The 21,153-nt window shown below is 67.5% G+C and carries 21 protein-coding genes; 11 read left to right on the plus strand and 10 right to left on the minus strand.

What is annotated here, in order from left to right:
• The first annotated feature begins 6 nt into the window (after positions 1-6).
• The 7 genes from ACZK4H_RS01790 to hglS all read left to right on the plus strand — a co-directional run bounded on the left by ACZK4H_RS01790 (position 7) and on the right by hglS (position 6,687).
• The gene (locus ACZK4H_RS01790; protein ID WP_099551334.1) at positions 7-1,560 is read left to right on the plus strand and encodes a serine hydrolase domain-containing protein; all 1,554 of its coding nucleotides are present in this window, start codon (positions 7-9) and stop codon (positions 1,558-1,560) included.
• Positions 1,493-2,206, plus strand: a complete 714-nt coding sequence (locus ACZK4H_RS01795; RefSeq protein ID WP_099551333.1) for a M15 family metallopeptidase — start codon at positions 1,493-1,495, stop codon at positions 2,204-2,206. Before ACZK4H_RS01790 ends, ACZK4H_RS01795 begins: the two co-directional genes overlap by 68 nt.
• A 576-nt stretch (positions 2,207-2,782) precedes the next feature.
• Positions 2,783-3,154 carry a hypothetical protein gene (locus tag ACZK4H_RS01800; protein WP_099551332.1) on the plus strand — a complete coding sequence of 124 codons (372 nt, stop codon included), beginning with the start codon at positions 2,783-2,785 and terminating at the stop codon, positions 3,152-3,154.
• Between the two features lie 232 nt (positions 3,155-3,386).
• Positions 3,387-3,803, plus strand: coding sequence for an EF-hand domain-containing protein (locus tag ACZK4H_RS01805; RefSeq protein ID WP_099551331.1), 417 nt, complete (start codon positions 3,387-3,389; stop codon positions 3,801-3,803).
• Between the two features lie 84 nt (positions 3,804-3,887).
• Positions 3,888-4,640 (plus strand): HAD family hydrolase, encoded by a 753-nt coding sequence (locus ACZK4H_RS01810; protein WP_049397778.1) that lies wholly within the window; start codon positions 3,888-3,890, stop codon positions 4,638-4,640.
• 31 nt (positions 4,641-4,671) lie between these two features.
• Entirely contained in the window at positions 4,672-5,160 is a 489-nt protein-coding gene (locus ACZK4H_RS01815; RefSeq protein WP_099551330.1) for a hypothetical protein, read from the plus strand.
• Positions 5,161-5,325: 165 nt separating this feature from the next.
• Complete coding sequence (gene hglS, locus ACZK4H_RS01820; protein ID WP_099551329.1) at positions 5,326-6,687, plus strand: 2-oxoadipate dioxygenase/decarboxylase HglS; 1,362 nt, start codon at positions 5,326-5,328, stop codon at positions 6,685-6,687.
• 86 nt (positions 6,688-6,773) lie between these two features.
• Here the strand turns inward: hglS and ACZK4H_RS01825 are convergent, their stop codons facing one another.
• Complete coding sequence (locus ACZK4H_RS01825; RefSeq protein WP_099551328.1) at positions 6,774-8,288, minus strand: acetyl-CoA hydrolase/transferase family protein; 1,515 nt, start codon at positions 8,286-8,288, stop codon at positions 6,774-6,776.
• A 427-nt stretch (positions 8,289-8,715) separates the two neighbouring features.
• On the opposite strand from ACZK4H_RS01825, the gene glnE reads away from it, so the two are divergent.
• Positions 8,716-11,511: a bifunctional [glutamate--ammonia ligase]-adenylyl-L-tyrosine phosphorylase/[glutamate--ammonia-ligase] adenylyltransferase gene (glnE, locus tag ACZK4H_RS01830; protein WP_099551327.1), complete on the plus strand. Its 2,796-nt coding sequence runs from the start codon at positions 8,716-8,718 to the stop codon at positions 11,509-11,511.
• A gap of 249 nt (positions 11,512-11,760) precedes the next feature.
• On the opposite strand, the gene ACZK4H_RS01835 is transcribed toward glnE, so the two are convergent.
• The 6 genes from ACZK4H_RS01835 to ACZK4H_RS01860 form a co-directional block, all read right to left on the minus strand.
• Complete coding sequence (locus tag ACZK4H_RS01835) at positions 11,761-12,321, minus strand: queuosine precursor transporter (protein ID WP_099551326.1); 561 nt, start codon at positions 12,319-12,321, stop codon at positions 11,761-11,763.
• 75 nt (positions 12,322-12,396) lie between these two features.
• The gene (locus ACZK4H_RS01840) at positions 12,397-12,912 is read right to left on the minus strand and encodes a hypothetical protein (RefSeq protein ID WP_099551325.1); all 516 of its coding nucleotides are present in this window, start codon (positions 12,910-12,912) and stop codon (positions 12,397-12,399) included.
• 32 nt (positions 12,913-12,944) lie between these two features.
• Entirely contained in the window at positions 12,945-13,439 is a 495-nt protein-coding gene (locus tag ACZK4H_RS01845) for a hypothetical protein (RefSeq protein WP_099551339.1), read from the minus strand.
• Between the two features lie 19 nt (positions 13,440-13,458).
• On the minus strand, positions 13,459-14,310 hold the full coding sequence (locus ACZK4H_RS01850) for a DUF2145 domain-containing protein (protein ID WP_099551324.1): 852 nt from the start codon (positions 14,308-14,310) through the stop codon (positions 13,459-13,461).
• Positions 14,311-14,358: 48 nt separating this feature from the next.
• A complete protein-coding gene (locus ACZK4H_RS01855) occupies positions 14,359-14,589 on the minus strand; it encodes a hypothetical protein (RefSeq protein WP_099551323.1) in 231 nt (76 codons plus the stop codon).
• 150 nt (positions 14,590-14,739) lie between these two features.
• Complete coding sequence (locus tag ACZK4H_RS01860; protein WP_099551322.1) at positions 14,740-15,699, minus strand: mitochondrial fission ELM1 family protein; 960 nt, start codon at positions 15,697-15,699, stop codon at positions 14,740-14,742.
• A 126-nt stretch (positions 15,700-15,825) separates the two neighbouring features.
• Here ACZK4H_RS01860 and ACZK4H_RS01865 point away from each other — a divergent pair, with 126 nt between their 5' ends.
• Together ACZK4H_RS01865 and ACZK4H_RS01870 are read left to right on the plus strand one after the other, a co-directional pair.
• Positions 15,826-16,416 (plus strand): malonic semialdehyde reductase, encoded by a 591-nt coding sequence (locus ACZK4H_RS01865; RefSeq protein ID WP_004139510.1) that lies wholly within the window; start codon positions 15,826-15,828, stop codon positions 16,414-16,416.
• A gap of 86 nt (positions 16,417-16,502) precedes the next feature.
• Positions 16,503-17,210 carry a YceI family protein gene (locus tag ACZK4H_RS01870; protein WP_099551321.1) on the plus strand — a complete coding sequence of 236 codons (708 nt, stop codon included), beginning with the start codon at positions 16,503-16,505 and terminating at the stop codon, positions 17,208-17,210.
• Between the two features lie 790 nt (positions 17,211-18,000).
• Here ACZK4H_RS01870 and ACZK4H_RS01875 read toward each other — a convergent pair.
• Positions 18,001-18,402, minus strand: a complete 402-nt coding sequence (locus ACZK4H_RS01875) for a hypothetical protein (RefSeq protein WP_099551320.1) — start codon at positions 18,400-18,402, stop codon at positions 18,001-18,003.
• Between the two features lie 209 nt (positions 18,403-18,611).
• On the opposite strand from ACZK4H_RS01875, the gene ACZK4H_RS01880 reads away from it, so the two are divergent.
• Positions 18,612-19,433: a hypothetical protein gene (locus ACZK4H_RS01880; protein ID WP_099551319.1), complete on the plus strand. Its 822-nt coding sequence runs from the start codon at positions 18,612-18,614 to the stop codon at positions 19,431-19,433.
• A 73-nt stretch (positions 19,434-19,506) separates the two neighbouring features.
• Here ACZK4H_RS01880 and ACZK4H_RS01885 read toward each other — a convergent pair whose 3' ends face one another.
• Positions 19,507-20,304 carry a siderophore-interacting protein gene (locus ACZK4H_RS01885; RefSeq protein ID WP_099551318.1) on the minus strand — a complete coding sequence of 266 codons (798 nt, stop codon included), beginning with the start codon at positions 20,302-20,304 and terminating at the stop codon, positions 19,507-19,509.
• Between the two features lie 59 nt (positions 20,305-20,363).
• Positions 20,364-20,924, minus strand: coding sequence for a PadR family transcriptional regulator (locus ACZK4H_RS01890; RefSeq protein WP_099551317.1), 561 nt, complete (start codon positions 20,922-20,924; stop codon positions 20,364-20,366).
• Positions 20,925-21,153 lie beyond the last annotated feature (229 nt).

Raw genomic sequence — 21,153 nt, forward strand, 5'->3', positions numbered from 1 at the left:
GCCCGCATGCACCACCTGCTGATCCTCGCGGCGGCACTGGCCGCACCGTCCGCTTCGTCGGTCGACAACGCAGCCATCGAGGCCGACGTCGCCGCCGTGATCCGGGCCGAGCATCTGCCCGGGCTGGCGATGGCGGTGGTCGAAAACGGACAGGTGGTCCATCGCCATGCAGAAGGCACGCGCGGCGATGGCGGCCGCATCGATGAGGACACGCTGTTCAAGATCGCGTCCAACAGCAAGGCGATGACCGCTGCGCTGCTGGCGCGACTGGTGCAGCAGGGCAGGCTGCACTGGGATGATCCGGTGCAGCGGCATCTGCCGGGTTTCCGCATGCACGATGCGTGGGTGGGCGAGCAGATGCAGGTGCGTGACCTGTTGATCCACAACAGCGGCCTCGGCCTGGGCGCCGGTGACCTGATGCTGTGGCCGGAGCCGAACGCGTTCACCCGTGCCGACATCATCGCCGGCTTGGCGCATCTCAAGCCGGTCAGCAGTTTCCGCAGCCGCTATGCGTACGACAACCTGATGTACGTGGTGGCCGGCGAAGTGGCGGCGGCGGCCGGTGGCAAACCGTATGACCAGCTGATGCGCGAGCAGGTATTCGAGCCGCTGGGCATGACGCGCTGCCAGGTGGGTACGTGGTCGGTGAAACGCGTGGGCAACGTGGCGCAGCCTCATGCCTGGCGCGGTGATCGCAATGAGGTCGTGAACGCCGATGCTGCGATCAGCCCGGACCTGCCGTCGATGGCGGCCGGCGGCATCCGCTGTTCGCTGCGCGACATGACACGCTGGATGCAGGTGCTGCTGGATCCCGCGCTGGTGCCGGACTGGCTGGGCAGCGAGCAGCGGCGCACGCTGTGGACCCTGCACATGCCGATGCCGCTGGGTGAACGCCAGCGGCGCTGGGACAACGCGCATTTCTACGGCTACGGCTATGGCTGGCGCGTGTCGGACATGGACGGGCAGTGGAAGGTGGCGCATACCGGCACGCTGTCAGGCATGTACTCATCGCTGGCGTTGCTGCCCGACCGCAGGGTGGGCGTGGTGATGCTGATCAACGGTGAAGGCGAGGATGCACGCGCGGCGTTGATGCAGGCGATGCTGAAGCGCTTCACCGCACCAGGCGATACGCGCCCGGCGATGGAGTACCTGGCCGAACTGAAGGCTGACCAGGCAGCGCAGGCAGCATCTGGCCACCAACGGCCAGCGACCGCAGCCGCACAGCCGGCACGCGGAGACGACCTGCCGCGTTGGCAGGGTCGCTACAGCGATCCCTGGCTGGGGCCCGCATCGCTGTGCCCGGGCAAGGACGGCCTGCGCTTCAGCGTGGAAAGATCGCCGCGCCTGCACGGTGCCGTGCTGCAACTGCAGGAGCGCTGGCTGCTGCGCTGGGATACGCTGGGCGATGACGCGCAGGCGTGGCTGCAGCCAGGTGAAGGCCCGGCACCGACACTGGACCTGCGTGCAATCGATCCCGACATCGACTTCAGCTATGACTTCCAGGACCTGCATTTCACTCGCACTGGCGACTGCCCTGGCGGCGACCGCCAACGCCGCTGAACCACCGCGCGTTTCGCCTGCCACCGATGCGGCCGATGCAGGGCTGGTGGAGATCCGGTCGGTGGCGCCGCGTATCGACATGGATATCCGTTACGCCGGTGCCAACAACTTCACTGGTGCGCGCGTGCCTGGCTACGAGGCGCCGTCCTGCTACCTGTTGGCGCCGGTGGCGAAAGCGCTGGCGCAGGTGGAACAGGATCTGCGAGCGCAAGGCTTTGGCTTGCGCCTCTACGATTGCTATCGGCCGGTGCGCTCGGTGCAGGCCTTCATGGCCTGGGTGAACGATCCGGGCGAACTCACGCGCAAGGCGCTGCAGTACCCGGACCTGGACAAGCCGCGCCTGCTGGTCGATGGCTACATCGCCGAGCGTTCGGGCCACAGCCGTGGTGCGACGGTTGATCTGGGCCTGCTGGATTGCCGCAGCGGTACATGTGTGCCGTTGGACATGGGCACCGACTTCGATTTCTTTGGCCCGCGCGCGCATACCCAGACCAGCGGGCTGAGTGAGGCGCAGCAGGCGAACCGGCGGCAACTGGTGCAGGCGATGGCGCGCCGTGGTTTCGTCAACTATCCGCAGGAGTGGTGGCACTACACCCTGCAACCCGAGCCGGATCCCGGCACCGCGTACGACGTGCCGGTGCTTTAGGGGTTATCGGCAGGGCTGCGCCCTGCACCCGCTACAAGCCAGAGCAACAGCAACAGCAACAGCAACAGCGTGCATTCCGTGGGATGGCGGGGTGGGTCCGGTGGCGGGAGACGCCGTAAACCCATCCCTGGGGGCTTGGCCGCGGCATCCATGCCGCGGACACTCCCGCCACCGGACCCACCTCGCCTTCGACAGTGGGTCGCTGCTGTTGGTAGGTGTCGACCTTGGTCAACACGGCCGATCCACGCCATGCGTGGATGCTCTTCGTTCAATTCTCGAAATATTCGATTTCGATTGAGATTCATCCACGCATGGCGTGGATCTACCACCAACCGTCATCAGGAATCTGTCGGAGGTGGGGCGGTGTGGGTGGGCAGGACCGTTGGCGCCATGGATGGCGCCATCGAGCCCCCAGGGATGGGTTTACGGCGTGTCCTGCCCACCCACATCGTCCCGCCAAACCATCAACAGTCCAGAGTCGCTTTGGCTTTGGCCGTTGCCTGAAGCCTCTGCGGGTGCAGGGTGCAACCCTGCCGATACCCTTACACTGGCCGCATTCCCACCGCTGCGTACCCGATGAACCTTCCCTTGCACTTCGGCCTGCTCGGCACCCTGGAAGCCGGCGCCATCGCCCTGCTGGTCGGCCTGCTGGTGTACTTCCTGTGGTCGCGGTTGTGCCGGCTGCTGCACTGGTCGATGGGGCATGCCATCGGCTGGGCCTGCGTCATTTCGGTGGTGGCTTCGGCCGGCATCGATGCGTGGAAGCTGTTCTACATGGGCATCGTGCGGTTGGAGTCACCGCTGTACGCGCGCCTGTTCCTGTCCACCATCCATGATCCGAACGAACTCGGCAGCCGCGTGGTGCTGGAAATCGCCGGCGCGCTCGCCGGTGTTGCGCTGGGATGGGTGATGTTCAGTTCGCGGTCATCGGCCCAGACCGCGAACTGACGCAGGTTTTTCGTTCGTTGCCGGTTAAATTCCAGCGCGCTGAATGCGCAGCTTATGAGCCACTCACTCCGCGCTAACCACCGTGCTAAAGCATGCGCGGTGGCGAGTGGTTAATCGTGCGTGGTGATGCCGGTCGCGGCGCAAAATCGATTCAGAAAGGCGGTGGCAGGGTAGGTGCCGTGCGGAGACAACACGCCGCGCAACACCACCCAATCGGTAGGAGACACCCCTGATGACTATTCGCAACCGCAAGCCCCTGATCGCCCTGATCGTCGCCGCCGGCAGCGTGCTGGCCATTCCGGCGATGGCGCAGTCGGCCAAGCAGCAGGCGGCGCATGCGCAGAACGAGGCCGCGCAGGCCCAGCAGGCGGCTGCACAGGCCGGCCAGGCTGCTGACCAGGCGACCAATGCGGCCGCAGCGGCGTCGGCGCAGGCCAGTGGCGGTGGCCAGACCTGGGCCAGCATCGATACCGATGGCAACGGCACCATCAGCAAGTCCGAGGCACAGGTGAACGCGGGCCTGGCTCAGGTGTTCGACCAGGCCGACACCAACAAGGACGGCGAGCTCAGCGCCGATGAGTACAAGGCCTACGTGGCCGCCCAGCAGGCCGGCGCCGGCGGCGCAGCGCAGGGTGCGCAGGGCCGGTAAGGCCTGCATCGGGGCGTATGGGAACCCGGGCGGCTTCGGCCGCCCGGGTTTTTTTCGTCACCATGGCCCCTGTATCCTTGCGCAATGAACACCTCCACGCCTGCGCCGTCGCGCGCCATCGGCCTGGTCGGTTTTGACGGTGACGACACGCTGTGGAAGAGCGAGGACTACTACCGGAAGGCCGAGCAGGATTACCTTGACCTGCTGTCGCGCTACGTCGACGTGCATGACACCCAGACCGCGCGCCACCTGCTGGAAGTGCAGCAGCGCCACCTGGGCACCTTCGGCTACGGCGTGAAGAGCATGACGCTGTCGATGATCGAAGCGGCCATCGACATCACCGGCCAGCGCATCGAGGCGAAGGACATCCAGCGCATCCTGGACATCGGCCATGACACCCTGCGTCACCCGGTCGAGCTGATCGACGGCGTGCGCGAGGCGGTGGCGGCGATCGCCGAGCACTATCCGGTGGTGCTGATCACCAAGGGCGACCTGTTCCACCAGGAAGCGAAGATCAAGGTCGCCAACCTGGCCGAGCTGTTCCCGCGCATCGAGATCGTCTCGGAGAAGGATCCGGAAACCTACGCCCGCGTGCTGGCCGAGTTCGACCTGCCGATGCAGCGCTTCGTAATGGTCGGCAACTCGCTGCGTTCGGACATCGAGCCGGTGGTGACTCTGGGCGGCTGGGGCGTGCATACGCCGTACGCAGTGACCTGGGCCCACGAGACCCAGCACGGCGTGGCCGACGACGAACCGCGCATGGTCACTGCCGATACGGCCCACGACTGGCCGGCCGCACTGGCCGCGATCGAGGCCAAGGCCGCCGCGGCGGCCTGACAGGACCCGGCGGCTGCGGCAGAATCGGTGCATGAACGTCCGACTGCGCGCGCTGTTGTTGTCCCTGCTGCTGGCGCCGGCTACCGTGCTGGCCCAGCAGACCGCCGAGCGTTCGGCTGCGTATGAGGTGGAAACCGGTGACAGCTGGATCGATGCCCAGCTGCAGGACATCAATCACTACGCCGAGCGCTACCCCGATGCCTTCCTCGATGAGGTGTCGCGCTATGCCGACGTGCCGCGTGGTTACGTCAGTGCGCTGTTCACCACTCACGGCTGGCAGGCCGGGGACATCTACTTCGCCTGTTTCTGGGCCAAGGCCAGCGGCCAGACCTGCCGCGACAGCGTACGCGCCTTCAGCCAGGACCCGGAGGGCGGCTGGGAAGCGGTGGTGAAGCGCATGTCCGCCAAGCCGGACAACCTGCACTACCGCGTCGTGCGCCATGCCATCGTGGCCAGCTACGGGCATTGGGACCGGCCGATCACCCTGGATGCCACCCTGAAGCGCCAGCTCAAGCGGTAGTGCCGGCCGCTGGCCGGCAACTGCATCATTCCAGGCATCCGGAGATTGCCGGCCATCGGCCGGCGCTACCGATTTCCGTCATGTTGCTCTGCATATCGCCGCCGCGCCGCGCTCCGGCGACAATACGTGTCCGAGCTGTTCCCCGTTCCCGTAATCGAGTGACTGATGAGCGCCTCTTTCGTTTCGCCTGATGTGATCCGCCGCCTGTTCGCACAGGCCATGTCCCGCATGTACCGCACCGAAGTGCCGCTGTACGGCACGCTGGTGGAGCTGGTGGAGCGGATCAACGCGCAGGTGCTTGCCCAGGACCCGGCGTTGGCCGCGCAGCTGCAGCGCAACGACGAGCGTGCACGCCTGGACGAAGAGCGCCATGGCGCGATCCGCGTTGGCACCGTGCAGGAACTGGCCACGCTGCGCCGCCTGTTCGCGGTGATGGGCATGTTCCCGGTGGGCTACTACGACCTGTCGGTGGCCGGCGTGCCGGTGCACTCCACCGCATTCCGCCCGCTCACCGGCGCCGCGCTGGCACAGAATCCGTTCCGCGTGTTCACCTCGCTGCTCCGCCTGGAACTGATTGAAGACGAAGCGCTGCGTGCCGAATCGGCGAAGATCCTTGCGCGCCGCCGTATCTTCACCGAGGGCGCACTGGCGCTGATCGACCAGGCCGAGCGTGACGGTGGCCTGTCGCAGGCCGACGCCGAGCGCTTCGTCGGCGAAGCGCTGGAAACCTTCCGCTGGCACGGTGATGCCACGGTCGATCTGCCGACCTACCACGCGCTGCACAACGCGCACCGCCTGGTGGCCGACGTGGTCAGTTTCCGTGGCCCGCACATCAATCACCTGACACCGCGCACGCTGGACATCGACGCTGCGCAGGCGGCGATGATCGAACACGGCATGGCGGCCAAGGCGGTGATCGAAGGCCCGCCGCGCCGTGCCTGCCCGATCCTGCTGCGCCAGACCAGCTTCAAGGCGCTGGAAGAAGCCGTGCATTTCCCGGACAGCGAGGGCGGCGATGCCGGCACCCATACCGCGCGCTTCGGCGAGATCGAGCAACGCGGGCTTGCGCTGACCCCGAAGGGCCGCGCGCTGTACGACCAGTTGTTGTCGCAGGCACGCGACGCCGGTGGCGAAGGCAGTACCGGAGGCGACTACGGCCAGCGCCTGCAGGCGGTGTTCACCAGCTTCCCGGATGACCACGACACCCTGCGCCAGGAAGGCCTGGGCTACTACCGTTACCAGCTGACCGACGCCGGCCGTGCCGCGCCGGAGCGCGTGGCCGATCTGCCGGCCGAAGTGCTGGTGGCCACAGGCCTGGCCACCGCCGACCCGATCGTCTACGAGGATTTCCTGCCGGTCAGCGCCGCGGGCATCTTCCAGTCGAACCTTGGCGGCGAAGAACAGCGTGCCTATGCCGCGCATGCCAACCGCGAGGCCTTCGAACAGGCGCTGGGCGTGGCGGTGAACGACGAGTTCGAAATCTACGAGCGCCTGCAGGCCGAATCGCTGGCGGCGCTGCGCGGGTAAACCGGGACATCCGCCGGGCATGGCCCGGCGCTACCAAGGTGTGATGCGGCGGTAGCGCCGGGCCATGCCCGGCGAACCGGTGGCAATCAGCCCTTCATCGTGCCGGTATCCAGCCAACGCTGGTGCCACGACAGCGCTTCCGGCAGCAGGTGCGGGGTGTGCTTGCCGTAGCTCTCGCGGCTGGCGCGGTCGAAGTAATCCTGCAGCTGCGGACGGAAATCCGGGTGTGCGCAGTTGTCGATCAGCACCTGCGCGCGCTTGCGCGGGGTCAGGCCACGCAGGTCGGCCAGGCCCTGTTCGGTCACGATCACCGACACGTCGTGCTCGGTGTGATCGACGTGGCTGGCCATCGGCACGATCGCCGAGATGGTGCCGTTCTTCGCGGTTGACGGGCTCAGGAACGCCGACAGGAAGCCGTTGCGGGCAAAGTCACCCGAACCGCCGATGCCGTTCATGATGCGCGTGCCCATCACGTGCGTCGAATTGACGTTGCCGTAGATGTCCACCTCGATCATGCCGTTCATGCCGATGCAGCCAAGGCGGCGCACCAGTTCCGGGTGGTTGGAGATCTCCTGCGTGCGCATGATGATGCGCTCGCGGTAGAAATCGATGTTCTCCTTGAACGTCTCGTTGGCCTGCGGGCTCAGCGCGAAGCCGGTGCACGAGGCGTAGCTCAGCACGCCGTCGCGCAGCAGGTCCAGCATGCCGTCCTGGATCACTTCGGTGAACGCGGCCAGATCGCGGAAGCCGCTCTTGGCCAGGCCGGCCAGCACCGCATTGGGAATGTTGCCCACGCCCGACTGCAGCGGCAGCAGGTTCGGCGGCAGGCGCCCCTTCTTCACTTCGTGCTGCAGGAACTCGATCAGGTGCGAAGCGATCTGTTCGCTGGTGGCATCGATCGGGCTGAACGGGCTGTTGCGGTCCGGGCCATTGGTACGCACCACGGCCACGATCTTGTCCGGGTCGCAGCGCAGCGCGGTGTCACCGATGCGGTCGTTGGCATTCACCAGCGGAATCGGCTTGCGGTGCGGCGGCAGCGCGGTGCCGTAGTAGATGTCATGCATGCCGTCGACGCCGGCCGGCTGCCATTCGTTGACCTCGACGATCACCTTCTTGGCCAGGTCCAGCCAGGTCTTGTTGTTGCCGACCGAAGTGGACGGCACCAGCGAGCCATCCTCGCGGATGGCCGAGACCTCGATCACGGCGGTATCGATCTCGCCGTAGAAGCCGAACCACACGTGCTGGGCAACGTGGCTGAGGTGGATGTCGATGTAATCCAGCTTGCCCTCGTTGATGCGGTTGCGCGCATCCGGGTCGCTCTGGAACGGCATGCGCATGGCGATGCCATCGGCCTTGGCCAGCGCGCCATCGAGTTCCGGTGCAGTGGAGGCGCCGGTCATCAGGCTGATCTGGAAGGGCTGGCCCTGGGCGTGCACCGCTTCGATGCGGCGGGCCAGTTCGACGGGAACGGCCTTGGGATACCCGGAGCCGGTAAAGCCGCTCATGGCCACGGTTTCACCGGGCTGGATCAGCGCGGCTGCGGCCTCTGCGGAGACCACGCGGTCACGGAGACGCGCGTTGGCGATGCGATCAACAGACATGACGACACGTGTTGCTGGGGGGAATCCCGATTATCGGCCATCCTCATCCGTACGGGGGGTTCTACCTTCGTGGAATGGCTTTTCCCGCAGGGGTCACCCAAACCCGCCGGTTCTGTTTTGCAGTGCAGCGTGCAAAGTGCTTTCGGAGCCCGCACGATGGCCCTGCATCCCGACGTGGGGGAGGGAGCAGAGCCCGCTGGCAGTTCGCTGCAAGCGGGCTTTTTTATTGCCTGTCGCCCAGTATGAATACGCGGTTCCCATTATCGGTAGTGTCGGCCGCTGGCCGGCAACCCCGGTAACCTTCGGCATCATCGGATTTGCCGGCCAGCGACCGGCACTACCAGGTCATCGGATCTGCCGGCCAGCGGCCGGCACTACCGGGTCCGTTGCGTCCCGACCGGGTCGACCGGGTCGATACAATCAGGGGATGACCCTCGCCCCCGCCGAACTGTCCGCCGCCCTCCAGCCCGTTGTCGACCGCGCCCTGTCGCGATTGGCCCAGGTGCTGCCTGAGCCCACCCCGGCTGAGCTGCAGCCGCTGCTGACCCGGCTGGCGGTGGCCAGCGACTTCGCCCTGGATACCCTGGTGCGGCAACCGGCGCTGCTGGCGCAGCTGGCCGCCCCCGGTTGCCCGCCGATCCCGGCGCCGGTGCTCGACCCGCTGCAGCCCAGCGACTGGCCGGCGCAGCTGCGGCGCTGGCGCACCGCGATGTCGACGCGGCTGATCTGGCGCGACCTGGCCGGGCTGGACGATGTGGCACAGACCCTGGCCGGCGCCACCACCCTGGCCGAGGATTGCCTGCGGCTGGCGCTGGACGCCCTGCAGCAGGAATTCGCCCAGCGCCACGGCGTGGTCCGTGATGGCGAAGGCGCCCCCCAGCAGCTGGTGGTGTTCGGCCTCGGCAAGCTCGGCGGTGGCGAACTCAACTTCAGTTCCGATATCGATCTGGTCTACGCCTACCCGCACGGCGGCGAATCCGACGGCCCGCGCGCGCTGGCCGCCGAAGAGTATTTCGCCCGCCTCGGCCAGCGCCTGGCCAAGCTGCTGGATGAAACCACTGTCGATGGCTTCAGCCACCGTGTCGACCTGCGCCTGCGCCCGTTCGGCAGCGCCGGCCGCGTCGCGCTCTCGTTCGCGGCGATGGACCAGTATTTCCAGCGCGAGGGCCGCGATTGGGAGCGCTATGCGTGGCTGAAGGCACGCGCGGTGGCCGGCGACATCGAGGCCGGTGAAGCGTGGCTGCAGACTCTGCGCCCGTTCGTGTACCGCCGCTACCTGGATTTCACCGCGCTCGACGGCCTGCGCGAGATGAAGGCGGCCATCACCGCCGAAGTCGCGCGCCGTGAACTGCATGAAGACATCAAGCGCGGCGCCGGTGGCATCCGCGAAATCGAATTCCTGTGTCAGGCGCTGCAGCTGATCCGGGGTGGCCGTGAGCCGGCACTGCGCGAACGTCGCCTGTTGGTGGCGCTGGACGCACTGGTGGCTGCCGGGCAGATCGCGCCCGAGGATGGCAGCGCGTTGCGCGAGGCTTACCTGTTCCTGCGCCGGCTGGAAAACCGCCTGCAGATGCTGCGCGACGCGCAGACCCACGTGCTGCCCAGCGACGCGCTTGACCGTGCGCGCATCGCCGTCGGCCTGGGCTACCCGGACTGGGACGTGCTGCGCGCGGCACTCGCCGAGCAGCAGGAACGGGTCAGCACCGAGTTCGCCGCGCTGCTGGCACCGCGCAAGGGCCAGGCCGCGCCCGACGCGCTGGCCAACTACTGGCGCAGCCTGCCCGAGGGCAGCAACGCGCCGCTGCTGGCCGAAGCCGGGTTCCTCGATGCCAACGGCGCTGACCAGTCGCTGCGCGATTTCGCACAAGGCACCGGTGTGAAGTCCTTGTCCGATGCCGCGCGTGCACGCCTGGATCGCGTGCTGCCTGCGCTGCTGCATGCCGCCACGCGTTCGCCGCAGCCGGATGCCGCGCTCAAGCGCGTGCTCGGCCTGCTGCAGGCGGTGCTGCGCCGGACCAGCTATCTCGCGCTGCTGGACGAACAGCCCAGCGCGTTGGCGCGGCTGGTCGATGTGCTGGCGCGCAGCGCGCTGCTGGCCGAGCGCCTGGCGGCGTATCCGCTGCTGTTGGACGAACTGCTGGACGTACGCGTGTCCGGGCCGATGCCCGATGCCGCTGGCATGCTTGCCGAGTGCCAGCAGGTGCTGGCGGTGGAAGATCCCGAATCCGCGCTGCGCTGGCTCAATGAAACGCGGCTGGCACTCAGCTTCCGCATGGCGATGGCCACGTTGGACGGGCGCCAGGGCGCGGTGGACAGCACCCGGCAACTGGCCGAGCTGGCGCAGGCGGTGGTGATCACCGTGCTGGCAATGGCCGAGGCGGACATGCGCGCCGCGCACGGCGAAATCCCCGGTGGCCGCTTCGCGATCATCGGCTACGGCAGCCTCGGTGGGCTTGAACTGGGCTTCGGTTCCGACCTGGACCTGGTGTTCCTGCACGACAATCCGGCCGGCGTGGACGCCAGCGATGGTGCACGTCCGCTGGAGCCGGGGCGCTGGTATGCGCGCCTGGCGCAGAAGGTGATGGCACTGCTCGGCGCGGTCACCGCTGCCGGGCGCCTGTACGACATCGACGTGCGCCTGCGCCCGGATGGCGGCAAGGGGTCGCTGGTGTCTTCGTTGGCCAGTTACACCGAGTACCAGCGTGAGCGCGCATGGACCTGGGAACACCAGGCGTTGGTGCGTGCACGCGGCGTGGCCGGTGATGCCAGCCTGCTGGGTGACTTCGAACAGGTGCGTACACAGACGCTGGGGCGTGAGCGCGACACGGGTGTGCTGTATGCCGATGTGCTGAAGATGCGCGGCCGCATGCGCACCGAACTGGACCGCAGCGATGCCGCGCGGCTGGACCTGAAGCAGGGTGCCGGTGGCGTAGTGGACCTGGAGTTCCTGCTGCAGACCGGCGTGCTGGCGCGCAGTGCACAGCATGCGGCGCTGCTGCAGCCGCGCGATACGCCCTCGTTGATCGATGCGCTGGCGGTTGCCGGCTTCCTGCCGGAAGACACGGCGCAGGCGTTGCATGGAGCACATGCCACGTTGCTGGAGGTGGGCCTGGCCTGCACGCTGGATCGACGTCCGCGACTGGCGCCGACCACGCCCGCGATTGAAGAGGCGTGTGCCGCGATTACGGCAGCGTGCAGAGCCGCGGAGTTGCCGTTCGCCTGAGTGGCGGATGGCGGAGGTCTGCAGTTGGTACCTACCGGATCAATGATCTGACCGTTGGCCTGCTGTTGGTAGGTGCCAACCTTGGTTGGCATGAGTGCCAAGCGCCAACCAAGGTTGGCGACTACCGGATCAATGGCCCGGCGATGCCCGCTCGTGGTGGGTGCCGACCGATGGTCGGCACGCTGTCAGCGGTGATGAACTCCGATGGAGCGTGCCAACCAAGGTTGGCACCTACCAGAGCATGTGCGGTCAGCTGGTCGCGCGCAGCGGCGCCATCTTCCACAGCAACGCGCGGAACGGGGCCAGCAGGCACACGCCGATCGCCAGCTTCACCGCCAGGTCGCCTGCGGCCCAGCTCATCCACGGCAGGGCGGAACCGGCAAACGCGATCGACCAGAAAATGGTGGTATCTACCGTCGCGCTGCAGGTGGTGGCCACCATCGGTGCGCGCCACCAGCTGCCACGGCGCAGGCGGTCGAACACGGTGATGTCCAACAGCTGGGCCACGATGAAGGCCGAGCACGAGGCAATGGCGATGCGCGGCGTGGCCACCCAGATCGACAGCAGCACCGCCACCAGGAAGCCGATCCACGCCACGCGGCGCGCCGGGCCCGGGCCGAAGCGGCGGTTGATCAGGTTGCTGACCAGGAACGCCACCGGATAGCTGAAGGCACCCCAGGTCAGCCAATCGTTGATCGGGTACTGCACCAGTACGTTGGACAGCAGCACCACCGCACCCATCGCCAGCACCGCCAGCACCAGGGCGCGCGGGGTCAGCGGGGCAAACACAGGGGCAGGACGCACGGACATGGCGAGCCAGGGGGACAAAGGGGATCGCCCATTATCCGCCCGGCCCACCGCAAAGCCAAAACCGGTTGTTCAGCTTTACAGCGCTTCGCTCATCACGTCGCCAGCGGCGTAGGCGGTCGGCACATAGGCCAGCGCCTGGCCCTGCGCGCTCTTCACGGTCCAGCCGGCACCGGCCTCGGTCGGGTCGAAGCGCACCTGCTGGCCAACGACGAAGCCGACGATCGGGTCATCGCCTGCAGCCGCCGGCCATTGCAGCGTTGCGGTCTGGTCGGCCTTGCCGGGCACCTGCAGGTGCACCTGGCGATCACCGGCTGGCGTGGTAGCGACCTGCTTCACCTCCATCGGCGGCAGCGGCACCGCCGGCGTGCGTGCTGCGACCTTGCCGTTGCGCTCGCTGGCCTTGAACGGGGCCTTGGACAGTTCGGCCAATCCCATCGACGTGGCCAACGGAATCGACAGCACGATCAGCGACGTGACCAGCACGCTGGTCTGGCCGCTGTTCAACTGCGGCGCGGCGCCGGCATGGGCGGTGGGCACCAGCAGTGCCGAGAGCAGCAGGGCGGACGCGGGAACGCGCAGGCAACGGAACATGGAGACCTCCTGGTCAGGGTGGGGACGGCGGCTCAGCGCCGGGTATCGAAAATGTCGCGCGGGCCGGTGGCCTCGGGCAGGTATTCCAGCGGGCGGCCCTGGTTGTCCTTCACCTGCCAGCCCTGGTCGGTGCCGGTCGGCTCGAAGTTCACGGTCTGTCCCACGGTGAACTGCACGGCGGGATCGCCGGGGCGCTTCGGCCACTGCATCGACGCGGTGTTCTGCGGGTTGTTGGCATCACGCAGCAGCACTTCGCGGCGGCCGTCAACGGTGGTGGCGATGGCGCTCACCTGCATCTGCGGCAGCTTCACCGATGCGCCATGGCCGGGCGGCAGCCCCGCATCCTGGGCTTCCCTGGCAGCGGCGGCGCGCGCCGAAGCCACCAGGGGCGCGGACATTTCCAGGCTCGGCCCCTGCGGACCCGGGTCCTGCAGGATGATGATGCGGCGTTCGGCATGGGCGGTGCTCGCGCCGAACAGGCCGGCAACAATCACCATCGGCATCAGGGAAACCAGCAGCGGACGCATGTCGTTCTCCTTGCGGGATTCAGGGTGTGGCGGCAGCAGCACCGGCCACCGGCACATGGGGGATCACCAGTTCCTGCTGCAGCTGGCTGCGCTGGTGCAGGAAGTCGAACACCGATTCCACCGTCACCACCGAATAGTTGCCGGAGATGCGTTCGCCGGCCGGATGGTCGGTGGTGGTGGCGTTGGCTACGAACAGGCGCGCACCCACGCGCTTGCCCAGGCCGATATGCAGCACGCTGGGCTGGTACTTCTGCTGGCGCAGCCACTGCTGCGCCTGTTCGCGCTTGACGATGACCGGGGCGCCGTCGGCCTGCGCCATCGCCGCCGCCAGCACTTCCAGTACCCACTGGTTGGAGTTCTGGTAGTCGGTGGCGAAGGGGTAGGCGACCACGTTGTACCTGGTCTCGTGCAGCGCCTTGGGCTGGATCGAGGGCGACACCAGCATCGCCTTCAACGCCGCGCGCAGTGGAGCCGAGGGCACGCCGATGCGCAGGTCGGTATGCCCGCCGCTCTCGCCGACGAAGTTGCCGAGGCCTTCGTGGTACAGCTGCGAGCTGTCGGTCTTGCAGCGGTTGAGCAGGTGCATCGCGCGCCAGCGGCCATCATCCTCGCGCACCAGGAACGCCAGGTGGCTGTGACGCAGGCCGTAGCGGCTCAGGTCCTGGCCACCGCGTGCGGCGACCACCACGTCCACATCGGGCAGCGCATCCAGACGCTCGGCGGTGGTCCAGGCTACGTCCAGCATCGCTGCCTGCGAGGCGACGCTGGGGTAGCGCTCGCGGCATTCGGTGCTGTTGGCCCATGCAGGTGCGGTCGCCAGCAGGCTGGCGGTCAGCAGGGCGGCGCGGGGCAGGCGGGAGAAACAATCCATGTCGGTACCTTCAACGGCGGGCAGGCCCGCGCGCCGATCATACGCCGCTCAGCGCAGCGGGCGGTCCAGGCCCTTGCGCTGGAGTTCCTTGTCGCAGGCCTCGCTGATCGGCGCGATCGGCAGCGGCGGGCGCTCGCCCGTCTTCGGATCGCGCAGGGCCGGCTGTTCGCGGTATGCGTCCAGCTGCTGCTGGCATTGATACGAGATCGGATCCAGCTCGGTGGGCGTGGTGGAGCAGGCAGCGAGCAGGGCCAGCGGCAGCAGGAGCAGGGTGCGCATGAAGACGTTCAGCGTGATGGGGGGAAGCTGGACTCTAACCGTGCAGCCGGATCGAAATGTTCAGAAATCGCTGCGCACCCGGGCAGTGCCGGCCGCTGGCCGGCAACGGTGTTCGGTAATGCGTGCCGTGTTGCCGGCCAGCGGCCGGCACTACCCCAATGCCAGGCGCTGCTTCACCTCTGCCGCCACCCGCGCGGTCTCGCGCAGCGGCTCGATGCGGTCGTACTGCCAGTCCAGCCAGTGCGCCTGCAGCCGCCCGCGCTCGCGCAGCTGCTGCTGGAAGCGTGCCAGGCGGCCCTGCACGGTATCGGCCAGCGCCACCATCACCGGCATGCGCGTGGCGCAGGCTTCAGAGAGCAGGTTCACCGAATCGGGCGAGACCACCACGCGGTTGGCCCAGCCGAGCAACCCGCCATAAGGGTTCACACCGTCGCCGCCGTCGCCCCAGATCACGTGCGGCAGGTCGGCGAACGTCGCGCGCAGGATCTCGGCCAAGGCCGGCGGCGTGCGTCGCGAGGTGGTGGCCAGCAGGCTGCCGCCTTCGCTGCGGATCTGATCGGCCAGCACCCGGAACACGCCGACCATCCGCGCCTCGTCCCAGGGCGCCAGCGGGGTTGGCCCACCCACCAGCAGCGCGGTGCGCGGGCCGGGCAGGGTGCTGAAGCCGGCGAAGGCAGCGCGGCCCCACGCCAGCCAGTCATCGTCCACCGGGTTGAGGCTGCCGAGCAGGGTCAACACATTGCTGCCGCGCAGGGCGTCGTGTTCGGGCACCACCACCACATCCCAGTGGCGGGCGTTGATGCGCGGGTCGAGGATCTGCACCACCTGGCTGCCACGGGCGCGCAGCACACGCAGCGCGCCGGCGGCCTGGCGGCCACAGCCGATCGCCAGCGGCGGGGCCTCGGCGGCCAGTGTCGCGAAGGCCTCGCCGTAGCCATTCACATCGCCCGGCAGGCGCCGTGGTGAGACCCAGCGCCAGGGGGCGCGGGGCTGCAGCACCAGCGGCCGATGGGTGCCCTGGCGCAGCGCCGAGGCCAGCGCGACCGCCTGGCGGACATTGCCCGCGCGGCCGTCGGTGACCGTCCAGGGCGCACTCGATCGTTTCACCATTGGCATTAATTCGTTTCAGCCCTGCTGGGTGTTGCAACAGTCGCGACACTCTACACTGCGGCTCGTCGTTTCGCCCCGCGCCGCCCGCGGGCACTGACTTCCCTTAGCCGCCCTGGAGATCCACCGATGTCCCACGCGCTCGACGCTGCTGCCCTCGACCAGCTGTTCCGTACTGCCCGCACCCAGAACGCCTTCCTCGACAAGCCGGTCCCGGCCAGCCTGCTGCAGGAGCTGTACGACCTGGTGAAGTGGGGCCCGACCGCCGCCAACACCACGCCGGCCCGCTTCGTCTTCGTCACCTCGAAGGAAGCCAAGGCAAAGCTGGCCCCGGCCCTGTCCGAAGGCAACCACGACAAGACCATGGCCGCCCCGGTCACCGTCATCATCGGCTTCGACCTGGACTTCCACGAGAAGCTGCCGTACCTGTTCCCGCACACCGATGCCAAGGCCTGGTTCGACGGCCCGCAGGAAGGCCGCCACGAAGCCGCCATCCGCAACGGCAGCCTGCAGGGCGCTTACCTGATCCTGGCCGCACGCGCGCTGGGCCTGGACGCCGGCCCGATGTCGGGCTTCGATGCGGCCAAGGTGGATGAAGCCTTCTTTGCCGGCACCTCCATCAAGTCGAATTTCCTGGTCAACCTGGGTTACGGTGACTCGGCGGGCCTGTTCCCGCGTCTGCCGCGCCTGTCGTTCGACGAAGCGGCGCGCATCGCGTAAGTCGTTGTATCGGTTTCGGGCCTGCCGTCCCGTGGCAGGCTCTTGCTGCACCGTGTACCCACCCTACGATCCGGAGAGTTCCTGAGATGAGCGCCACCCGTAAACTGCTGCTGCCGCTGGCCCTGACCCTGGCCATCGCCGCCTGCTCCAAGCCGGCCGACACCGCTGCCCCGGCTGCCGATGCCGCCGCCCCGGCCACCACCGAGCAGGCCGCCACCCCGGCTGCCGATGCCGCTGCTGCCGCCCCGGCCGCCGAAGCGATCAAGATCGCCTCGGGCACCTACAAGCTGGACCCGACCCACACCGACGTGCTGGCCCAGTGGAGCCACTTCGGCTTCTCCAACCCGAGCGCGCACTTCGGCAACGTTGAAGGCACCCTGGTGTACGACGCCGCCGACGTGACCAAGTCCACCGTGGAAGTGAAGCTGCCGCTGAGCGGCCTGAACAGCTTCACCGCCAAGTTCGACGAGCACCTGAAGAGCGCCGACTTCTTCGACGCCGCCAAGTTCGCCGATGCCACCTTCAAGAGCACCAAGGTGGAAGCGGCTGGCACCAACAAGCTGACCGTCACCGGTGACCTGACCATCAAGGGCATCACCAAGCCGGTCACCCTGGACGTCACCGTCAACGGCGGCGGCGAGCACCCGATGGCCAAGGTTCCGGCCGCCGGCTTCGATGCCACCACCACCCTGAAGCGCAGCGATTTCGGTGTCGGCGCGTATGCCCCGAACGTCAGCGATGAAGTGAAGATCCGCATCACCACCGAAGCCACCGGCGAAAAGCCGGCTGCTTGATGCACCCCGCTCACTCGTCGTGAGAAGGCAGAAGGCCCGCTGAAAAGCGGGCCTTCTTTTTGGGTTCCGGGGAACACGCGTTGGTAGATGCCAACCTTGGTTGGCACACGGGCACTCCGCAGGCCAACCAAGGTTGGCCACTACCGGTTCATGCGGGGCCGGAGAGTGCTTTGGTAGATGCCAACCTTGGTTGGCACACGGGCACTCCGCAGGCCAACCAAGGTTGGCCACTACCGGTTCAATGCGGGGCCGGAGAGTGCTTTGGTAGATGCCAACCTTGGTTGGCACACGGGCACTCCGCAGGCCAACCAAGGTTGGCCACTACCGGTTCAATGCGGGGCCGGAGAGTGCTTTGGTAGATGCCAACCTTGGTTGGCACACAGGCACTCCGCAGGCCAACCAAGGTTGGCCACTACCGGTTCAATGCGGGGCCGGAGAGTGCTTTGGTAGGTGCCAACCTTGGTTGGCACACGGGCACTCCGCAGGCCAACCAAGGTTGGCCACTACCGGTTCATGCGGGGCCGGAGAGTGCTTTGGTAGATGCCAACCTTGGTTGGCACACGGGAATTCCGCAGGCCAACCAAGGTTGGCCACTACCGGTTCATGCGGGGCCGGAGAGTGCTTTGGTGGATGCCAACCTTGGTTGGCACACGGGCACTCCGCAGGCCAACCAAGGTTGGCCACTACCGGTTCATGCGGGGCCGGAGAGTGCCTTGGTAGATGCCAACCTTGGTTGGCACACGGGTAGTCCGCAGGCCAACCAAGGTTGGCCACTACCGAGTACGATCGCTCAGCGCAGCGCGCCCAACCATGCCACGCACGCTTCGCTCGGGCTCTGCTTGGCCTTCACCGTCATCCCGCTTACGCGCACGAAGGTCTGCGCGGCCTGCGCCACCACCTGGCGTGCGATCAGCGCCGCCTGCTTGGTCGCGGCCTGCTGCTTGCGCAACTGCACGATGTTGATCGAAGGCCGGCCCACCGGCGCGTACTTCTGGTCGCGGCGCAGCACATCGGCCACCTGCGCCACTTCGAACTCGGCCTGCAGGTAGCGGTGCTGTGCCTCCACCAGCTCACGCAGCGGCGTGCGCAGTGCAGCGGTGTCGGCGAACGCGGCCAGTGCCGCATCGCAGGCGGCGTCATCGGCAAAGCGGGTACGCAGCGCGTCCAGGCTGGCCAGGGTCAGTTTGGCCATGTGGGCCTCGTTGCTGCAGGAAAGGAGCGCGATTGTCGCATTGCTTGCCGGGTAATGCGTTGAACCGGGTGTCGGAATCCCTGTAGAGCCGAGCCCATGCTCGGCTCATCGCGCGCAGCGCGAGGGTTCTCCGATGGCGGAACGAAGAGCAGCCGAGCGTGGGCTCGGCTCTACAATGGCCCGCTGTATCACCCACGGAAGGAAGACCCATGCAGGACGCGCAGTACTGGTTGAACGAATTCTGGTCGGGCCTGAGCGTGCTCGATCTGGTGGGCGGCAGCGTGCTCGGTACGCTGCTTGGCCTGGTGCTGGGCATCGTCGCCTGGCGCGGGCTGCACCGCCGTGGTTGGTTGCAGCGGCGCAAGCGCTGGCATCGCTGGCTGCTGGCCAGCTACGTGGTGCTGCTGCCGTTGGCCACCGCCTTCTTCGGCCTGCAGCTGGGCTTCACTGCTGGTGCGCATCGCGCGCTGTTCAAGCAGCTCGATCATTTCCAGCCGCACCTGCAGACCCTGGTGGAAGGCTGGAGCGAAGGTTTCACCGATTCGCTGGACGACCCGCGCATGCGCGAGGCGTTGCGCAGCCAGGGCACGGTGGGCGACGTCGCCGACACCATTGCCTCTGCCTATCTGAGCGAACATCCGTTGCCCGGCCTGGATCGTCTTGGCAACGGCCCGTTGGCGCGCGGCACCGGCTGGGTGATCGGCAAGGTGCGCGAAGGCCTGCTGCGCGGCCTGGTGGAAGACACGCTGGTGGATAAGGCCGGCACCGTGGGCCTGGAGCCCAAGGTGGTGCGTGAGGCGCTGACCATGCATGTGGATGAGCTGCTGCACACCCGTGGTGTGCTGCGGCTGGTGAAGGCCCAGATCAACGGCATGATGCCCGGCGTGTACTTCGGGCTGTTGTTGCCGTTGTTGATCATCGCGCTGCTGGTGGCGCTGGAGATCTGGGCCGCGCAGCGGTTCGGGTGGACGCGGCAGGGGGTAGTGCCGGCCGCTGGCCGGCAGTTGCAGGTTCCTGCCGAGGGTTCATGAGGGTGCCGGCCAGCGGCCGGCACTACCAGTTGCAGGGCGTGCGGACCAATGGTCCGCACCCACCGTCTTTGGATCAATCGCCGTCGGTTTCGTCCGGGTGGGCCTTCCAGTAGCCGGTCGAGCGGATCCAGTCGCGCGGCACGCCCAGGTGGCCTTCGATGAACTTGCGCATCATCCGTGCGCGGCGCGATTCGGTGGCGATCCAGTAGAAGGCATCGCCGTCCGGTGCCTCGAAGTCGGTCAGCATGTCTTCCAGCAGCGTGCTGCTGGCCGCCGGGAAGCCATTGCGCTCCAGCCAGTGGATACGCACGTTCTCGTACTGCGGCAGGTCCTGGCGTTCGGCTTCGTCGCTCACTTCGATGAAGGCCTGCACCTCGGCACCGTCCGGCAGCACGTCCAGCCAGCGGGCGATGGCCGGCAGCGCGGTTTCATCGCCAATCAGCACATAGGCATCAAAGCTGTCGGCCACCACGAACGAACCGCGCGGGCCGCCGATCACCAGCGTGTCGCCGGCCTTGGCCTGTTCGGCCCACGGCCCGGCAATGCCCTGGTCGTGCAGCACGAAGTCGATGGCCAGCTCGCCGGTCTCGTGGTCCCACCAGCGCGGGGTGTAGTCGCGGGCCGGCGACGGCTCCTTGCCGGCCGGATAGCTGCGGCCTTCGGCGGTGACCACCGGCAGCACCATCTCGCCGCTGGCATTGGGGAAGAACAGCTTGATGTGGTCGTCGGCGCCGGGCGAATCAAAACCGGCCAGCTCGGCGCCACCCAGCACGATGCGGCGCATGTGCGGGGTGACCTCTTCGGAGCGCAGCACGGTCAGTTCACGGAAGCGCACATCCAGGCGCAGGCGCGTGTTGTTGTGTTCGGTCATGGGGTTACCTGCAAAGGTGTCGCGCGGGGGCGCGCGGCGTAGGGGAGACCTGGCTGGAGTCAGTCTGGCTGGGTCATTGAAATGGGTGGGCTCTCGCTACCGGCCGTACCGTTGAGCAGGGCAGACGCCCGCGTCAGCAGCGCTGCTACTTCTTCCGCTTCGCCCTCGGCCCAGCGGCCGTGGTGATGCACCAGCGCCCGCTTGAACTCGCGCAGGGCACCGGCCAGCGGCGGCGGCAGCGAGGCCTTGGTGATCTCGCGGGCACGGTCGAAGGCGCGCCGCTGCGCCAGGCGCACCTGGGTGCGCTGCACCTTCAGCTCGAACTCGCCGGCGGCGGTGATGCGGAAGATCCGCTTGCCGTCCACTTCCTCGGCCTCGATCCAGCCGGCCTGCTCGAAGCTGGCCAGCAGCGGGTACATGGTGCCGGCGCTGGGCGTGTAGGCCTGCATGAACTGGTTGCTGATCAGTTGCATCAGCTCGTAGCCATGGCGGGGTTGCTCGCCGATCAGGGCCAGCACCAGCAGGCGCAGGTCGCCGCGGCTGAGCACGCGCGGCTGGCCGTTGCGGCGCGGCACTTCCGGATGGGTGGAACGGGCTCTGGGAGAAGCGGTACGGCTCATTTCGATATATCGGTAAACGAGTGTGCAAACGATATATCGATATATCGAAGACGACAATCATCGATCCGGCCACAAGCGGGTCAGTTTTGGGCCATGGCCGGCCGCGGGCCCACAGCAAAAGGGGCGCCCTTTGCAGGGCGCCCCGGCGGTACTGTGGAAGGGAGCAGGGCCGACAGGCCCATCACTCGCGGCCCACGCTGGACCCGCTGCCGGCACCGATCCAGAGGCA

It is taken from the genome of Stenotrophomonas sp. 78350_Sma (assembly GCF_056482105.1).

Coding starts and splice junctions, on each gene's coding strand:
- hglS (WP_099551329.1), top strand. CDS start 5,326: ATGAGCGCCTCTTTCGTTTCGCCTGATGTGATCCGCCGCCTGTTCGCA.
- ACZK4H_RS01805 (WP_099551331.1), top strand. CDS start 3,387: ATGACTATTCGCAACCGCAAGCCCCTGATCGCCCTGATCGTCGCCGCC.
- glnE (WP_099551327.1), top strand. CDS start 8,716: ATGACCCTCGCCCCCGCCGAACTGTCCGCCGCCCTCCAGCCCGTTGTC.
- ACZK4H_RS01845 (WP_099551339.1), bottom strand. CDS start 13,439: ATGCGTCCGCTGCTGGTTTCCCTGATGCCGATGGTGATTGTTGCCGGC.
- ACZK4H_RS01840 (WP_099551325.1), bottom strand. CDS start 12,912: ATGTTCCGTTGCCTGCGCGTTCCCGCGTCCGCCCTGCTGCTCTCGGCA.
- ACZK4H_RS01810 (WP_049397778.1), top strand. CDS start 3,888: ATGAACACCTCCACGCCTGCGCCGTCGCGCGCCATCGGCCTGGTCGGT.
- ACZK4H_RS01880 (WP_099551319.1), top strand. CDS start 18,612: ATGCAGGACGCGCAGTACTGGTTGAACGAATTCTGGTCGGGCCTGAGC.
- ACZK4H_RS01850 (WP_099551324.1), bottom strand. CDS start 14,310: ATGGATTGTTTCTCCCGCCTGCCCCGCGCCGCCCTGCTGACCGCCAGC.
- ACZK4H_RS01860 (WP_099551322.1), bottom strand. CDS start 15,699: ATGGTGAAACGATCGAGTGCGCCCTGGACGGTCACCGACGGCCGCGCG.
- ACZK4H_RS01825 (WP_099551328.1), bottom strand. CDS start 8,288: ATGTCTGTTGATCGCATCGCCAACGCGCGTCTCCGTGACCGCGTGGTC.
- ACZK4H_RS01890 (WP_099551317.1), bottom strand. CDS start 20,924: ATGAGCCGTACCGCTTCTCCCAGAGCCCGTTCCACCCATCCGGAAGTG.
- ACZK4H_RS01855 (WP_099551323.1), bottom strand. CDS start 14,589: ATGCGCACCCTGCTCCTGCTGCCGCTGGCCCTGCTCGCTGCCTGCTCC.
- ACZK4H_RS01815 (WP_099551330.1), top strand. CDS start 4,672: ATGAACGTCCGACTGCGCGCGCTGTTGTTGTCCCTGCTGCTGGCGCCG.
- ACZK4H_RS01865 (WP_004139510.1), top strand. CDS start 15,826: ATGTCCCACGCGCTCGACGCTGCTGCCCTCGACCAGCTGTTCCGTACT.
- ACZK4H_RS01870 (WP_099551321.1), top strand. CDS start 16,503: ATGAGCGCCACCCGTAAACTGCTGCTGCCGCTGGCCCTGACCCTGGCC.
- ACZK4H_RS01795 (WP_099551333.1), top strand. CDS start 1,493: ATGACTTCCAGGACCTGCATTTCACTCGCACTGGCGACTGCCCTGGCG.
- ACZK4H_RS01835 (WP_099551326.1), bottom strand. CDS start 12,321: ATGTCCGTGCGTCCTGCCCCTGTGTTTGCCCCGCTGACCCCGCGCGCC.
- ACZK4H_RS01800 (WP_099551332.1), top strand. CDS start 2,783: ATGAACCTTCCCTTGCACTTCGGCCTGCTCGGCACCCTGGAAGCCGGC.
- ACZK4H_RS01875 (WP_099551320.1), bottom strand. CDS start 18,402: ATGGCCAAACTGACCCTGGCCAGCCTGGACGCGCTGCGTACCCGCTTT.
- ACZK4H_RS01885 (WP_099551318.1), bottom strand. CDS start 20,304: ATGACCGAACACAACAACACGCGCCTGCGCCTGGATGTGCGCTTCCGT.
- ACZK4H_RS01790 (WP_099551334.1), top strand. CDS start 7: ATGCACCACCTGCTGATCCTCGCGGCGGCACTGGCCGCACCGTCCGCT.